The following is a 15,970-nucleotide window of genomic DNA, read 5'->3' on the forward strand; positions in this document are numbered from 1 at the left end:
CCGGTCTGTCTCACTCTCATGCAAAGGTAAGATCAACCATTTAATCCGCTTACCCTTCACTTCAAGCCCGCCCAGCGTCTCGGAACGGGAAAAGGCGAGCGAGCCGCCGTAAAGCTCGACGATCTCGCGGACGATCGCCAGCCCCAGTCCATGGCCATCACGGGATTCGTCGAGGCGTGTGCCGCGGCGGGACAGTTCGTGGAGTGAATCGACCGCCACGCCGGGGCCGTCGTCTTCCACCCGGATCAGCCAGCCATCGGGGGTTTGGTTGACCGTCACGCGCACTTCGCTGTTGGCCCACTTGGCGGCATTGTCGAGCAGGTTGCCGAAGAGCTCGTACATGTCTTCGTGATCGGCGGGGAGCTGGGTTCTATCGCGGACCTCCAGCTGGGAGGTGAAGGTCATGTCGCCGTGTATGTGGCGAAACATATTGAGCAGCCGCGGGATTTCGCGGCCAACGTCGAAGCGGTGGGCACCACGTTGTTCCCCGGCCATGCGGGCCTGACGCAGCTCGCGGTCGGTGATCCGGCGCATGCGGGCGAGCCCTTCGGCCACTGTTTCGACATCCTCGGGGGAGAGTCGTTCACGGGATCGTTGCAGCACCTGGTCGATCAGGGTGATCGGGGTCTTCAGGGCATGGGCAAGGTTGCCGAGCGCCTTGCGCGAGCGGGACAGGCGGCGTTGCATCGTGTCCTGCAGGTGGTTGATCTCCTCGACCATGGGCCGGAGTTCCGGCGGGACGGCCTCGTCCAGCCGGTCGATTTCGCCCTCCTGCAGGCGGCGGCAGTCCTGCCGCACTCGATCGAGCGGACATAGGCTTGCCCGGACGATCAGCCGTTGTCCGACGAGCATCATGCCGAGCATGATCAGCGTGAGGACGGCGAAACGCCAGCGGAAGGTCTCGATCCGCTCTTCCAGTGCTGAGAGATCCGCGGCCACGTGTACCTCGATCCAGGTGTCGTCTTTCTGAATCCGGTCGGCATAGACGAGCAAGTGCTGTTCCGCCGGGCCGGTGGCGTGGTAGGTGCCGGGGAACGATTCGAGTTTCCGGGACTGTAACTCGAAATCCCATAGCGATCGAGAGCGCAGCTCGGTGCCGGCCACATCGAGCTGGTAATAATACCCCGAGTAAGGGCGCTCGTAGAGGGGGGTGGCGTAGGCCGGGTCGAGTCGCGGCGCGTCGCCGGTCTGCTCCACGCCAAGGACGAGCACTTCGGCGTCATGCGCGAGGAGGTCGGCGATGTAATTTTTGGTGAGCACCACGGGCGCGCGAGCGGCGACCAGCCAGAACAGGGCCACCAGCACCAGGACGCTGGTCAGCAGCCAGAATGTCAGGCGGGTCTGGATATGGCGGGGCTTGAACCTACTCACGAGCGTTCTCGCGGATCACGATGGAAGACATATCCCTGACCGCGACGCGTCTCGATCCGTTCGCGACCCAGCTTGCGGCGCAGACGCGTGACGTAGGCCTCGATCACGTTGGGATCCCGGTCGTCGTCGAATTCGTAGAGATGATCGGCCAGCCGGCTTTTCGACAGTACGTGCCCCGTGTGATGGACGAAGTAGCGCAGCATGCGGAACTCGGTGCCGGTCAGTTCCACCGGTCTGCCTTCGACCAACGCCTGCTGACGGTCCTCGTTGAGCACGAGGCCGTGGTCCGACTGCATTATCAGGTCGGCAGGGTGTTTGTTGACGCGCCGTGAGAGGGCCCGCAGGCGAGCGACCAGTTCCTCGAGATGGAACGGCTTGGCGAGGTAGTCGTCGGCCCCGGCCTCGAACCCCTCGACCTTCTCGAACCAGGTATCGCGGGCCGTGAGCAGCAGTACCGGTAAGTCCAGACCCTTCTCACGCCATTCGTGCAGTACCGCTAGACCGTCCTTTCCGGGGAGACCGATGTCGAGCACGACCAGATCGTGCACGTGTTCCCTTCCCAGCCAGGCGGCTTCGTCGCCGTGGCGCACCCAGTCGACCGCGTAGCCTCGCTCGCGCAGGCGCGCCTGCAGATCGGCGCCCAGGGTGTCGTCGTCTTCGGCCAAGAGCAGTCTCATCAGTCAGTCGTCATCGTGGTGGCCGCTCCCAAAGAATTCCCCGGTTTCCTTGTGTTCGGAGAGAAGTCGGCCATCACGCGCATCGAAGCGCATTTCGTGGTACTGGTCGTCCTTGCCGTAGACGGTAATCTCGTATATCAGCGCCTCCTCGTCGAGCTTGGCCTCCACCATCTGTCCTGGGTGGAAGGCCTGGGGTCGACCAAGGAGTTCGGCCAGGGAGAGGAGCTCGCCGCGTTGATGCGGCTTGAAGACCTGGTTGTGATCCGCCTGGGCCGACGACACGATCGCCAGAACGGCCAGCATTGCCACCGCGACCAAGCCGGTCCGAAGCCACGAGACGACCTTGCGGATCGGTTCGCCGCCCCGGTTATCAGTATGGTTCATGGGATCTCTCCGCTGTCGTGCACGGGCACAAGCCAGTATCGCAGACCCAGGCCGGCGAGTTCATCCCGCATGGCCTGGATCAACGACTGGGCCTGATCCGACTCGATTTCCAGGTGAAACACCGCGCGGCGCTGGCGTCCCGTGACCTGTTCGACTAGGTTGAACCGGCCGTGCTCCCGGCTGTGGCCCCAGGCAGCCTCGCCGGTGAAGCCGGACAGCTCCTCCCGGCCCAGCAGCCAGTCGACCACGAGTTCCTCGACGTCCGGGCGGGCAATCAATGTCAGCAGTACGTCAGTCATGAGTCGGCTCCCCGGCGGTCGGCTTGGGGTGCCGCTTCACCGAAGCGGCGGTAGAGGATGGGCAGCAGCACCAGGGTGAGCAGGGTGGAGGTCACCAGCCCGCCGATGACCACCGCCGCGAGCGGCCGCTGGATCTCCGAGCCCGGCCCGGTCGCGAACAGCAGCGGGATCAGGCCGAAGGCGGCGGTGGCGGCCGTCATCAACACCGGACGCAAGCGCCGCTTGGCCCCCTCGATCACGGTGTCATGCAACGACAGCCCCAGCCCTCGCAACTGGTTGAAATAGCTCACCAGCACCACGCCGTTGAGCACCGCGATGCCCAGCAGGGCGATGAAGCCCACCGAGGCCGGTACCGACATGTATTCGCCGGATATCCACAGGCCGAACACGCCACCGATCAAGGCAAAGGGGATGTTAAGTAGCACCAGAATGGCCTGGCGGATCGAGCCGAAGGTGGTGAACAGCAGGAGGAAGATCAGGCCGATCGAGACCGGCACCACCATCCCCAGTCGCTTGGCCGCACGTTGCTGGTTCTCGAACTCGCCGCCCCACGCGAGGCGATAACCCGTATCGAGCGATACCTGGTCGCCCACCGCCTTGCGGGCATCCTCGACAAAACCGACCAGATCGCGGCCGGCGACGCTCGCGGCCACCACGACGAAACGCTCGCCCAGCTCGCGCTCGACCTGAACCGGGCCCTCGACGCGCTCGATCGATGCCAGAGCCGACAGGGGCAATCGTTGACCACCGGGCAGGCTGACCAACAGTTCGCGCATCGCTTCCGGTGAACTGGCGATCTCGCGGCTGCCGCGGATCATCAGCGGTGTGCGCCGTATGCCCTCGTAGACCGTGCCGACGCGTTTGCCCTCGAGTTGCGCGCGCAAGACGGTCTGTAGCTCTTCAATGGCCAGCCCATAGCGCCCGGCGGCCTGCCGGTCGGCGGTGATTTTCAGGTACTGCACGCCCTCGTTGCTGGTATAGAAGACATCCGAGGCACCATCGATACCGCGCACGGTCTCGGCGATCGCCTGGGCCTTCTCGTTGAGCACGTCAAGGTCGGGGCCGTACAACTTGATCGCCAGATCCCCGCGCACCCCAGTCAGCATCTCGGAGACGCGCATCTCGATAGGTTGGGTGAAGGCATGGGCCACGCCCGGGAAGTCGGCCAGGACCTCGCGGATGGCATCGATCAGTTCCTCCTTGGTCTCGAAGCGCCATTCCTCGCGCGGTTTCAGCACCAGGAAGTTGTCGGTATCGTTGAGACCCATCGGGTCCATGCCCAATTCGTCGGACCCCGTGCGGGCGATCACGCCGGTGACTTCGGGGACGCGCTCGATCAACGCCTGCTGGAAGCGCTTGTCGATGCGGACCGACTGCCCGAGCGAGATCGACGGCAGCTTCTCCAACTGGACGATCACGTCGCCCTCGTTCATCGTCGGCATGAATATCTTGCCGATCTGGGTGTAGGCCCCGGCCGTTGCCCCCAGGGCCAGCAGGGCGGCTGCGCCGATGGATTTCGGGTGGGTCAGCGACCAGGCCAGGGCCGGGGTGTAGGCCTTGTGCAATTGGCGCACCAGCCACGGCTCGTCGTGCGGCACATTGCGCAGCAGGAACGTGCTGATCACCGGGATCGCCGTCAGCGAGAGCAGCAGTGAACTACCCAGGGCGAAGACGATGGTCAGCGCCACCGGCTTGAATAGCTTGCCTTCCAGCCCCTGCAGTGTGAGCAGCGGCAAGAAGACGATCACGATGATCAGGGTGCCGGCGGTCACCGGCGCGGCCACTTCGCGCACGGCCCGATAGATCACGTGCAACCGGGGCAGGCGCTTGGCCTCCTTTTCCCGCCCCAGGTGGGCGACGATGTTCTCGACCACCACGACGGCGGCGTCGACCAGCATGCCGATCGCGATGGCCAGCCCGCCCAGGCTCATCAGGTTGGCGGACATTCCCACCTGATCCATGAGAATGAAGGTCAGTAGGGCAGACAGCGGCAGGATCAGGGCCACGGTCACCGCCGCCCTCAGGTTGCCCAGGAAGATCACTAGGAGGATCAGCACCAGGACGATAGCCTCCTCGAGGGCCTTGGTCACGGTGTGCACGGCCTGGTCGACCAGCGTCCCGCGGTTGTAGAAGACGTCGATGCTCACGCCTTCCGGCAAGGTGGGGGCGAGCTCGTCGAGCTTGTCCTGCACGCCGGCGACGACCTCGCGGGCATTCGCTCCCCGTAGGCCCAGCACCAGGCCCTGGACGGCCTCGCGGTCGCCGTTCTTGGTCACCGCGCCGTAGCGGGTGAGGCTGCCGATCTGGACATCGGCGACGTCGGCGACGTGGATCGGCGCGCCGCCCGGCGTCATCGCCACCACGGTTTCACGCAGATCGTCCAGTTGCGTGACGGCGCCCTGGACGCGCACCAAAAGCGCCTCCTCGCCGTCCTCGACCCGGCCCGCGCCGTCGTTCTTGTTGTTGCGTGACAGGGCATCACGCAGTTGCCCGAGCGTGACACCGCGGGCGCTCATCCTTGCCGTGTCGGGTTCGACCTCGAAGGTACGGACGTGTCCGCCCAGGGCATTGACGTCGGCCACCCCCGGCACCGTCCTCAGGGCCGGACGGATCACCCAGTCGAGCAGCGACCGGCGTTCGGCCAGCGACAGGTTGCCCCCATCGATGGTGAACATGAACATCTCGCCCAGCGGGGTGGTGATCGGTCCCATGCCGCCGGTCGCGTCAGGCGGCAGATCCTCCCAGACGGCGGCGAGACGTTCGGACACCTGCTGGCGGGCCCAGTAGATGTCGGTGCCTTCGGCAAAGTCGATGGTGATTGCCGTCAGGCCGTACTTGGCCACGGAACGGAGCATGCTCTGGTCGGGAATGCCGAGCATCTCGACTTCCACCGGTGCGGTGATGCGCTGCTCGATCTCCTCGGGCGTCATGCCCGGTGCCTTGATGATGATCTTGACCTGGGTGTTCGATACGTCCGGGAAGGCATCGATCGGCAGATTGAGGAAGGCGCGGGTGCCCAGCCCCGCCGTCAGGGCGACCAGCAACAGGATGAACAGGCGCTGGGTGAGCGAGAAACGGATCAGGGAGGCAAGCATCACTCGTCGCCTCCCATGCCTTGCCAGGCCCCCTTGATGGCGGCCACGCCATCCACGGCCACCTGGTCACCGGCCGACAACTGGCTCTGGTCACCCGTGTCGCTCACCCGGATGGTCAACAGGCCATCGGCCTCGCCCAGCCGCTCGACCGGGAAGGCATCGAAGCCGCCCTCGGTCGCGACGAAGATGAAGAATGCCTTTCCCTGTCGGATGACGGCGTTGCCCGGCACTCGCAGCAGGTCTGCCTGATCCGCACCCTCGAGGCGCACGCGCAGGAATTGGCCTGGACGCAGCCGGCCATCGACCGCGTCGACCCGAGCCCGGACCATGACGGTCTGGTCATCCGGATCGATGCGGCTGCCGACGAGGATGACCTCCGCCTGTATCGCTTCGTCCACGACGGTTACCCGGTCGCCGGGTTGCACGTCGGCGAGGCGTTCGGTCGGCAGACGGACCTCCAGCCAGAGCGTGTCCAGTGCGCTGATGCGAACCAGGGCGGAGGCGGCGTCGACCCGTTCGCCCGCGGTGACCATCCGTTCCATCACGGTGCCGTCGCGTGGGGCGACGAGGTCAAGCACGGCATCGATACGACGGGTCTGATCGAGCCGATCGATGGCCTCATCGCTCATCCCGGCAAGCGACAGGCTCTGGCGCAGAGCGGAAAGACGGGCATCGGACTGGTTGTAGGCGCCGCGGCTCTCATCGAGGCGGCGCTTGGCGATGATGCCCTCCTCCGCCAGTGCCCGGTCGCGTTCCAGGGCCTGTGCCGCCACGCGGTGGGACGCGAGTTCCTCGAGGTAGTCGCGTTGCAAGCCGACCAGTCCCGGGCTCAGCAGGCTGGCGATCGGCTGGTTTTGGGTGACGGTCTCGCCTTCGGCGACCCGGACCTGCTGGATCAAGCCGTCGACCGGGGCGGCGAGCACGGTCTCGTTGGCCGGCGGCACCCGGATCTCGGCGGGGTAGGCGTGTCCAGCGACGTTGCTGGCCGCCTGAACCGCCGCAGTTTCAATACCCAGCGCGCGAGCCTGGGAGTCGCTCATGGTGATATCCGCTGCCTGCAGGGTCGGGCTGGACAGCAGCGCGGCCCCCATGGCGGCGAGAAGCATTTTCTTGATGTGACGATTCACGGCATGACCCCCTGGGCCTGGTTGTATTCGGCAATGCTGCGCTGCAGCCGGACGTGGCTCATTGCGGCGCGACGTTGTGCGGCAAGCTGGCGTTCCTGAACGCGAAGCAGGTCGGCAAGCCCGATCTCGCCCAATGAGTAGGCGCGGCGGGCGAGTGAGAGGCTTTCGTCGGCCAGATCCCGGTGAACCTGCGCCTGCTCCAGTTCCTCGCGGGCGGCAGAGAGGGACTCGTCGGCCTGCACGACCGCCAGGCGCAGACGGCGCTCGGTCAGGGAGGCCTGCGAGTGGGCATCGGCCACGCTCACGTTGGCACTTGCTTCTTGCGGGGCCCGCAGGCGTTGGAATTGGAGTGGCAGGGAAATAGAAATACCCACGCTGTCGATCGAGTCACGGCCGTTTTCTTCCCGGCGGATGTTCATCCCCACGGTCGGTTGCGATCGGCCGCGTTCGCGGACCACCGCCCGGTCGGCTTCGGCGACCTGCACATCGGTTCGAGCGGCGAGGAGGGTAGGGTGCTGTTCAAACGTGGCGTCTGATGCGGGGGACTCGGCCCAGTCGGCGGGGCGAGCGTTCAGGCCGGTGACCTGGCGGTATTCCTCGGCAACCTGGACCAGGGCCAGTTCCGCCTGTCGCAACTCGGCCTGTCGTTGCAGGGTTTCCTCCTGGGCGAGGATCAGGTGAGTGCGCGGCACGTCACCGTGATCCAGTCGCTTTTGCACCTGTGCTTGCAGTTGCTCGGCGGTATCGAGGGCCTGCCGGGCCAACGTCACGCCTTCGTCGGCTTCGGCCAGTCGGGCAAGCAGCCCTCGGACCCGGCCCGCGATCTCCAGACGCCAGGCGGCGGACTGCTGTTCGACGGCCACAAGGTAATCCTCGGCCTGGCGTTCGGCTGCCGACTGCAGGCCGGGCCGGCGGAGGGGGAGCTCGACCGACGTTTCCCATTCGCGCATGCCGGTGTCGCCGCCGAGTGCGTCGGTCTGGTGGGAAAACCCTAGTGAGGGCGGCCCGTCGAGCGGAATGCCGGCGCGTTTGTCCAGGGCATCGGCGTGCACGCGCTGCGCATCGAACCGTTCGTTGTCGGGGCTGTGAGCCAGCGTGGCTGCCGTCACCTCGGCGACGCTCAGCTCGGCGTCAACGGTCAAGGCTTGTGTGGCGTGTGCGGGAGGGAGCATCCCCGCCAAGGCGAGCAATGCCAAGGCGGATCGCAAGGCAGTGTGTATGCGGCGCATGACCATCTCCGGATAAGGTATGCGGCGCATTGAATCAACCGTGCCTGAATCCAGGCTGAACGAGTCGGTCGTGCGTCCTTATCCGACGCAGCGCGGGAACAGGGGCACCCGGGGGAGGAGGGGGGTGAAATCAGGTGGCTACGCCAGATGGGTTTGGCGGGCCGACAAACGAACGCCCGGCGACCTCAGGTCTGCCGGGCGTTTTTCCTTCAGGCGAAAGTGTGGGCTAGAACCACATTCTCACGCCGGCAACGAACCGCAGGTCGTCGGTGTCGTGGCCTTCCGCGCGGGCCAGGTCGGCGGTGTCGCCCAGCTGCTTCTTCCAGCGCACGCCGATGTAGGGGGCGAACTCGCGCTTGATCTCGTAGCGCAGTCGCAGGCCGGCCTTGACGTGGTTGACGCCCTGACCGACGCCGAACTCCTCGACCTCCTGGAAGGCGAACGAGGTGCCGAAACGCGGCTGGAGGACCAGTCTCTGGGTGAGCAGGAAGTCGTACTCGGCCTCGAAGTCGACCGAGGCGTCGCCGTCTTCGCTGACTCGCAGGCTGGTGTCGATTTCGAACCAGTAGGGCGCCAGGCCCTCCAGGCCTACCACCGCAAATCCGCGGTCATGATTCGGGCCGGGGCCGTATTCGAGCTGGTAACCGACGCCGGCCTGCACGGACCAGTAGGGGGCGATCAGGCGGCCGTAGAGGAGATCGAGTGCTTCGATCTCACCACCGTCGCCGCCGGAGACGACGTGTTCGCCTTCGCCCTTGACCACCAGTCGGTTGGTGTCGCCGCCGTACCAGCCCTTGAACTCCCAGTCGACGCTGTCCTCGTCGTCACCGGCGGCGTATTCCAGCCGGTCGAACAGCAGCACGCCGGTCTTCATGTCCGGGACGGGTGAATCCCAACCCTGTTCGCGGGCGTAGTCGCCCCGGCCATCGGCCCATGCCAATCCGGGGGCGAGGGCCAGTGCGCAGGCGGTAACCAACCATCGCGTCGGGTGTTTGATCGTCTTCTGCATAGTCATTGGTCTTTTTCTCCCGAGATTCACGCCACGGACACGACACGGAACATGCCGGCGTCCATGTGATAGAGCAGATGGCAGTGGAAGGCCCAGTCGCCCTTGTGTTCCGGGGTGATCTGCGCGGAGACCATCTCGCCGGGCTTGAGCGACAGGGTGTGCTTGCGCGGCCGGTACTTGCCGTGACGGTTTTCCAGTTCCATCCACATGCCGTGGAGGTGGATCGGGTGGTCCATCATGGTGTCGTTGACCAGGATCAGGCGCAGCCGCTCGTTGTGGTGGAAACGGATCGGGCCGTCGACCTCGGAGAACTTCTTGCCGTCGAACGACCACATGTAGCGCTCCATGTTGCCGGTCAGGTGCAGCTCGATCTCGCGCTCCGGTTCGCGCTCATCCGGCCACGGGGCCAGTGCCCGCAGGTCGTCATAGACCAGGACCTTGTGATCCTCGGTGCTTTCCAGGCCGATGCCGGGGTCGCTCATGCGATTCTGCGGGTTGCTGGCGACCATGGCTGCGCCCGGGCCGTGATCATCGTGGCCGTGACTGATCTTGCGGCCGGCGAGGGGCCACTCGTAAGGCTCGTCATCGGCCATGTCCATGCCACCGGAATCATCTTTCATGCCGGCCGAGTCGGCGCCATTCATGGCCTGGCCACCGCCGCTCATGTCGTGGCCGGCATGCGGGTCGCTAGCGTCGGAGGCCATTTCCTTGCCGCCGTTCATGTCGCCCGACATGTCGTTCTGGCCCATGTCCATGGCGCCGTGGTCCATGTCCATATCCATGTCTCCATGGTCCATGCCCATCGACTCCATGCCGCGTTCGGGCATGGGGCGGCGCTCGGGGATCTCGCCGCGCTCACCTTCCCGGGTGGCCAGGGTGGCGGCGGCATACCCGCTGCGATCCATGGCCTCGGCGAAGATGGTGTAGGCGCGATCCTCGGTCGGTTCGACGATCACGTCGTAGGTCTCGGCCACGCCGATCCGGAATTCGTCGACCGGCACGGGCTCGATGTTCTGCCCATCGGCCTGCACCACGGTCATCTTCAGTCCGGGAACGCGCACGTCGAAGAAACTCATCGCCGAGCCGTTGATGACCCGCAGGCGCACCTTTTCACCGGGCTGGAACAGGCCGGTCCAGTTGTCGGCCGGTGAGCGGCCGTTGAGCAGGTAGGTGTAGGTGCTGCCGGTCACGTCGAGCAGATCACGAGAGCTCATGCGCATTTCGCCCCACATGGCCCGCTCGCGCATGGTCTGCTCCCAGCCCTTGCGCTTGATGTCCTCGAGCAGGTCCTGGACCGTGCGCTTCTGGTAGTTGTAATAGCCCTCGGCGACCTTGAGCTTGCGGAAGACGTCGTGCGGGTCCTCGAAGGTCCAGTCGGACAGCATCACCACGTATTCACGGTCATAGGCGAACGGCTCGGGGTCGGCCGGGTCGACGATCAGCGGGCCGTAATGGCCTTCCTGCTCCTGGAGCCCCGAGTGGCTGTGATACCAGTAGGTGCCGCTCTGGCGGACGGGGTAGTGGTATTCGAAGGTCTCGCCGGGCTTGATGCCGGGGAAGGTCACGCCCGGCACCCCGTCCATCTCGAACGGCAAAAGGATGCCGTGCCAGTGGATCGAGGTGTCCTCGTCGAGGTTGTTCGTCACGCGGATGCGCACGTCCCGGCCTTCCTTGAGGCGGATCAGCGGGCCGGGCACGGTGCCGTTGACCGTGATCGGGCGCGCGTCCTTGCCGTCGATGGGCATCGGCGTGCGGTCGATGGTCAAGTTGACGATGTCGGTATCCCCATCGGCCTCTTTTTCGGCCTCGAGGTTGCCACTGCGGGGCCAGGCGAAGGCCGGCTGAAGGCCCCCCACACCGTAGAGGGCGGCGAGGACGCTCATGGAAGTCGCGTTGCGCAAGAACCGGCGGCGGGACAGCCCGTCGGCGGTTAGGGTGTTGTTAGACTTCATTGGATCTCCTCCGATTACGTCGAGAAGGACAGTTGAGGGGAATGCGTTTCATTGGGCCACGTCGATCCGGCCTTTCATGCCGGCTTCGAGGTGTCCGGGCAGCAGGCAGGCGAAGTCGATCCGTCCGGCCTGCGTGAATCGCCAGACCAGGTCGCCTGACTCGCCGGCGTCGAGCTGGATCATGTTTGGTTCGTCGTGGGCCATGCCGGGGTGCTGTCGCATTTCTTCGGCGTGGGCCTTCAGGTCCTCGATCGAGCCGATGACCATCTCGTGGGGTTGGTCGCCGGTGTTGATTACGCGGAAACGCACCGTTTCGCCCGCTTGCACGTCGATCGACGACGGCTCGAATCGCATTTGGTCGTCCATCCGCACTTCGATGTGGCGATCGACTTCGGCCATCTGTCCCGGCTCGCCTGTGGCCGTCCCGGCATCCCCATGACCGCCGGCGTGTTGACCTGCGGCGAGGGCCGCGAAGGGAAGCAAGAGCGAGGTGATCAGCGCGTGTCTCATTGCCATCGGTCAGTTCCTCGTGGTTTCGACATTGCGTGCCGTGACGTTCTTGTTTCGATACGCATGACCTTACGCAGCCGGGCTGTCATGGACCTGACGGCGGGATTACGGTTTTGTCATCTTTAGGGGTTGTCCGAGGCTTTCAGTTCAGCGGTTGGTTGTCGGCCTATACGACTACGACGTGGTTAGAGGAGAGGGGAGAGTGGGGCAGCAGGTGATGTCGGGATTGGTGCCGCCGTCCCGCAAGGCAATGGCCCCGATCAGGGTGGTCGAGGCCGGTGGGCTCAATCGAGTTCGTCCTTCATGCGTTGGTAGGTCTCCTTGTCGATCTCGCCTCGCGCGTAGCGGCGATCGAGAATCTCCCGGGGAGACGGCTCTCCTGAGGAACGGTCTTGCCTGGACATGGCGACCACCAGCCAGACGATCGCCGCGATGACTAGTATCCAGATGACCCACATGAAGCCTCCGCCAAATCCCATGTAATGATCCCATCCCATTTTCTTCTCTCCTGATAACGCTGAGCCGAGGCCCGCCACCCGCCGGCGAGTCGGTTCAGGAAACGGTGAAATGTCCCATCATTCCGGCATCCTCGTGTTCCAGGATGTGGCAGTGGTACATGAACGGCGTGTCCTGGCTGGCCGGCTGGGTAAAACGAACCGCGATCTCGGCACGGCCATCGACCAGCAGGGTGTCCTTCGCGCCTCGATTTTCCAGCCGGGGCGACTGCCCCGTCTCGTCGGCGAGCACCTGGAAATGCACCCCATGGATGTGGAACGGGTGCATCAGCATGTCGCTCTCGATGGTCCAGTGCTCGATGGTGTCGAGCGCGATGTCCTCGTTGATGCGATGCGGATCGAACGGCCGGCCATTGATGCCCATGGAGGGCCCGGAGCCGTCACCCATCATGCCCCGCATCATCGGCATGCCGCCGAGCATCATGTCGAGGCGGAAGTGGCGTCGACGATCGAAGGTTGCCGGCCGCGATGGCGCGGAGTCGCCCGTTGCGTCGGGGACCCGATCGACCCGGCCCTTGCGGCCATCGGGGTGGAACGACAGCACTCGTTGGTCGCCTTCGACCAGACCGGAGGCAAACGAGCGGATGTTGCTCATCATCCCCATCATGCCGGGGCCGCCCCGGTTTTGATCCGGGCCGGTGATCAGCGCCACCTCGCGCCCGTCGCGGAAATCCACCAGTACCTCGAAGCGTTCGCCCGGTGACAGGCGCAGTTCGTCGGTGGCCACCGGCTTTGGCCAGAACCCGGCGTCGCCCGCGATCACATGCATCGGGCGCCCGTCCTCGAAGCGCAGGTGGAAGATGCGGGCATTCGAGCCGTTGAGCAGGCGTAACCGGACGATGGATTTAGGCACCGGGCTGCGGGGTTGTTCCGCGCCGTTGACGAACAGGCGGTCTCCCTGGAAACCGTGCATGCGATCGAACATGCTCAGCCGGTAATCCAAGCGGCCGGCGTCATCGAGGCGCCGGTCCTGGATCACCAGCGTCAGGTCATCGACGCCGTGTTCGTGTGGCACGCCCCGGTCGGCATCACGCCCATCGTCGACCTGAAACACCCCGGCCAGGCCCGCGTAGACCTGGCGGGCCGTGTGCGGGAAGGTGTGGGCGTGAAACCAGGCCGTCGACGCCGGCTGATCGATCGGCAGGACCGGCTCCCACAACTCTCCGGGGTCAATGGCCTGGTGAGGACCTCCATCGACGTCTCCCGGGATGAGCAGGCCGTGCCAGTGGGTGGCCAATGGCTCGTCGAGGTCGTTTTGTAGCCGAACGGCGACCTCCTGACCCTGACGCGCCCGGACGAACGGGCCGAGGTAGCCCTGGTTGTATCCGAGCGTCGGCGAGGGCGACCCGCCGGCAAAGGCCGTTTTGCCGGTCTGGGCATTGAGTGTCAGGCGTCCGCTCTCGGTGACGTCGAGGAGCTCGGGCATCGGCAAGACGGGACGGTTGCGGTTGGCTGCCTGGACGGGGTGGGCGGTGATCGAGCCCAGGCTTGCCGTGGCGGCCACCGCGACACTGTGCTTCAAGAAACGACGTCGATCCATTTGAGTGCTCCCTTGGGTTGCCTTGTCCGAATGACTTTTCTGGCTACTTGCTCACGAAGGTAGCCCGGGGAGCTGTCAGGCGCCTGACCTGCGGATTACATCCTTGTAATGTTCGTGGGCCAGATCTCGCCAGGTGGCAGAATGACCGCAGTTTGTTCGGGAGCTGTCGAATGAAAGTGTTGATCGTCGAGGACGAGAGCAAGACGGGTCAGTACCTGCAGCAGGGACTGACCGAGGCGGGGTATACCGTCGATCTGTCGAGGGACGGAGTGGAGGGTCTGCATCTGGCGCTCACCGAGCCCTATGACCTGATGCTGCTCGACGTCATGCTGCCGGGCATGGATGGCTGGCAGATATTAGAGACCTTGCGCCGCGGCGGTCGAGACATGCCGATCCTGCTGCTGACCGCGAAGGACCGGGTCGAGGATCGTGTGCGAGGTCTCGATCTGGGGGCCGACGACTACCTGATCAAGCCATTCGCCTTCTCGGAGTTGCTGGCGCGCGTGCGCACCCTCCTGCGTCGTGGCCGTGGCGAGCCGGAGCCCACGACGCTACAAGTGGCCGACCTGGAGCTCGACTTGCTCGGTCATCGGGCGACCCGCGCGGGCCAGCGCATTGACCTCACGGCCAAGGAATTCGCCCTGCTCGAGTTGTTCATGCGGCGTAAGGGCGAGGTGTTGCCCCGATCCCTGATTGCCTCCCAGGTCTGGGACATGAACTTCGACAGCGATACCAATGTGGTCGAAGTCGCGGTACGCCGGTTGCGACGAAAGGTGGACGAGCCGTTCGATACTCGTCTCATTCGCACCATCCGTGGCATGGGCTATGTCATGGAGGCCGAGCCGGCATGAAGCACCCGGCCTCCCTCACGACACGCCTGACACTGCTTTTTGTCCTGGTGTCATCGGCGGTACTGATTGGGCTTGCCTGGGTCCTGCACGCCGCGGTTGAACGCCATTTCGTGGAAATGGATCGCGGCATCCTCCAAAGCAAGGTGGAGGTGCTTGAACGTCTCCTGTCGCGTCCGCCGGCACAAGAGGAGCTCCCGGCCCTGCAGCAATCCGTCGATGAAATGTTTCGCAGCGATCCCGGGCTTCAGTTGTTTGTCGAGACGGCGGGCGGAAACGTGCTGCTGTCATCCACGGAAACCGCCTTTCCCGCCGACAGGATTCGGGCGCTGGCCGAGGGGAAAACGCCCAGCGTGATTTCCTGGCAGGCGGATGAGTCTAGGTACCGGGGGCTGGTCAAGCGGATCGAGCCGGAGCTGGCCGACATTGATTCACTGATCGTGACTGCCGCGATCAATATCGATCACCACGATCGCTTTATGGATCGCTACAGCCGCACCCTTTTTGTCTTTATCCCGATTGCCACCGTGTTCAGCGGGCTGCTGGGCTGGTGGGCTGCCCGGCGCGGGTTGTCGCCCTTGCGACTGATTCAGGAGCGCGCCGCGGCGGTCACGGCCAGCCAGCTGAGCCAGCGGTTGCCGGAGGATTCGGTGCCCCGTGAGCTGACCGGTCTGACCCATGAACTCAATTGCATGCTCGACCGGCTAGAAGAGGCCTTTCGGCGGCTATCCAATTTCTCCTCGGATCTCGCCCATGAAATGCGCACGCCGGTCAGCAACCTGCTCACCCAGACCCAGGTTGTCCTCAGCCGTTCGCGCAGTGCTGCCGAGTACCAGGAAGTGTTGGCCTCGAGCGCCGAGGAGCTGGATCGATTGTCGCGGGTGATCAGTGACATGCTGTTTCTTGCCAAGGCGGAAAACGGCATGTCGACCCCCTCCACGCAGGAGCTTCGGTTGGACGAGGAAATCGCCGACCTGTTCGAATTTTACGATGCCCTTGCCGAGGAGGAGGGGGTGTCGCTTACCTCATCCGGACGTGCCGTCGTCCGCGGTAATCGACTGATGCTGCGCCGGGCGCTGAGTAACCTGCTGTCCAATGCGCTGCGCCACTCTCGGCCGGGCGGTCATGTCGGGGTGTTCATCCGTGACCGGGATGGGACAGTCGAGCTCACGGTCGAGAACGAGGGCGCGGCCATCCCTGCCGAAGAACTGCCGCGGCTGTTCGATCGGTTTTACCGGGGTGATCCCGCTCGCAGCCGGGACGATACCGCCGGCGTGGGGTTGGGTCTCGCTATCACCCAGGCCTTGATTCGTGCCCATTCCGGCACGATTCGGGCGGAATCCGGCAAGGGGGTGACGCGTTTTGTCGTGGAACTGCCCCGGTCGGCGCCAATGCCTGCCGCCTGACCGGGCGC

The 15,970-nt window shown here is 64.9% G+C and carries 14 protein-coding genes; 2 read left to right on the plus strand and 12 right to left on the minus strand.

Annotation, left to right across the window (positions count from 1 at the left end):
• The 12 genes from D5687_RS04775 to D5687_RS04830 form a co-directional block, all read right to left on the minus strand.
• Positions 1-1,371: sensor histidine kinase (locus D5687_RS04775; protein ID WP_148097305.1), on the minus strand; the 1,371-nt coding region annotated here is incomplete at its 3' end.
• Positions 1,368-2,048, minus strand: coding sequence for a response regulator transcription factor (locus tag D5687_RS04780; RefSeq protein WP_125198633.1), 681 nt, complete (start codon positions 2,046-2,048; stop codon positions 1,368-1,370). The genes D5687_RS04775 and D5687_RS04780, both read right to left, overlap by 4 nt.
• 3 nt (positions 2,049-2,051) lie before the next feature.
• Positions 2,052-2,432, minus strand: a complete 381-nt coding sequence (locus D5687_RS04785; RefSeq protein ID WP_125198634.1) for a PepSY domain-containing protein — start codon at positions 2,430-2,432, stop codon at positions 2,052-2,054.
• Positions 2,429-2,731, minus strand: a complete 303-nt coding sequence (locus tag D5687_RS04790) for a DUF3240 family protein (protein ID WP_125198635.1) — start codon at positions 2,729-2,731, stop codon at positions 2,429-2,431. The genes D5687_RS04785 and D5687_RS04790 overlap by 4 nt, the downstream gene beginning before the upstream one ends.
• Complete coding sequence (locus D5687_RS04795) at positions 2,728-5,826, minus strand: efflux RND transporter permease subunit (protein ID WP_125198636.1); 3,099 nt, start codon at positions 5,824-5,826, stop codon at positions 2,728-2,730. Before D5687_RS04795 ends, D5687_RS04790 begins: the two co-directional genes overlap by 4 nt.
• Complete coding sequence (locus tag D5687_RS04800) at positions 5,826-6,953, minus strand: efflux RND transporter periplasmic adaptor subunit (protein ID WP_125198637.1); 1,128 nt, start codon at positions 6,951-6,953, stop codon at positions 5,826-5,828. The genes D5687_RS04795 and D5687_RS04800 overlap by 1 nt, the downstream gene beginning before the upstream one ends.
• Positions 6,950-8,182, minus strand: a complete 1,233-nt coding sequence (locus D5687_RS04805; RefSeq protein WP_158611755.1) for a TolC family protein — start codon at positions 8,180-8,182, stop codon at positions 6,950-6,952. The genes D5687_RS04800 and D5687_RS04805 overlap by 4 nt, the downstream gene beginning before the upstream one ends.
• Positions 8,183-8,408: 226 nt before the next feature.
• Positions 8,409-9,197 carry a copper resistance protein B gene (locus D5687_RS04810; RefSeq protein WP_204742140.1) on the minus strand — a complete coding sequence of 263 codons (789 nt, stop codon included), beginning with the start codon at positions 9,195-9,197 and terminating at the stop codon, positions 8,409-8,411.
• 20 nt (positions 9,198-9,217) lie between these two features.
• A complete protein-coding gene (locus D5687_RS04815; RefSeq protein WP_125198639.1) occupies positions 9,218-11,143 on the minus strand; it encodes a copper resistance system multicopper oxidase in 1,926 nt (641 codons plus the stop codon).
• Between the two features lie 48 nt (positions 11,144-11,191).
• The gene (locus D5687_RS04820; protein WP_204742141.1) at positions 11,192-11,659 is read right to left on the minus strand and encodes a plastocyanin/azurin family copper-binding protein; all 468 of its coding nucleotides are present in this window, start codon (positions 11,657-11,659) and stop codon (positions 11,192-11,194) included.
• A 278-nt stretch (positions 11,660-11,937) separates the two neighbouring features.
• The gene (locus tag D5687_RS04825; RefSeq protein ID WP_125198640.1) at positions 11,938-12,150 is read right to left on the minus strand and encodes an SHOCT domain-containing protein; all 213 of its coding nucleotides are present in this window, start codon (positions 12,148-12,150) and stop codon (positions 11,938-11,940) included.
• Positions 12,151-12,205: 55 nt separating this feature from the next.
• Complete coding sequence (locus D5687_RS04830; protein ID WP_125198641.1) at positions 12,206-13,708, minus strand: multicopper oxidase domain-containing protein; 1,503 nt, start codon at positions 13,706-13,708, stop codon at positions 12,206-12,208.
• 170 nt (positions 13,709-13,878) lie between these two features.
• On the opposite strand from D5687_RS04830, the gene D5687_RS04835 reads away from it, so the two are divergent.
• Together D5687_RS04835 and D5687_RS04840 are read left to right on the plus strand one after the other, a co-directional pair.
• A complete protein-coding gene (locus D5687_RS04835; protein ID WP_125198642.1) occupies positions 13,879-14,559 on the plus strand; it encodes a heavy metal response regulator transcription factor in 681 nt (226 codons plus the stop codon).
• Positions 14,556-15,962 (plus strand): heavy metal sensor histidine kinase, encoded by a 1,407-nt coding sequence (locus D5687_RS04840; RefSeq protein ID WP_125198643.1) that lies wholly within the window; start codon positions 14,556-14,558, stop codon positions 15,960-15,962. The genes D5687_RS04835 and D5687_RS04840 overlap by 4 nt, the downstream gene beginning before the upstream one ends.
• Positions 15,963-15,970: the final 8 nt, after the last annotated feature.

The organism is Guyparkeria sp. SCN-R1, assembly GCF_003932495.1.
Taxonomy (GTDB): Bacteria; Pseudomonadota; Gammaproteobacteria; order Halothiobacillales; family Halothiobacillaceae; genus Guyparkeria.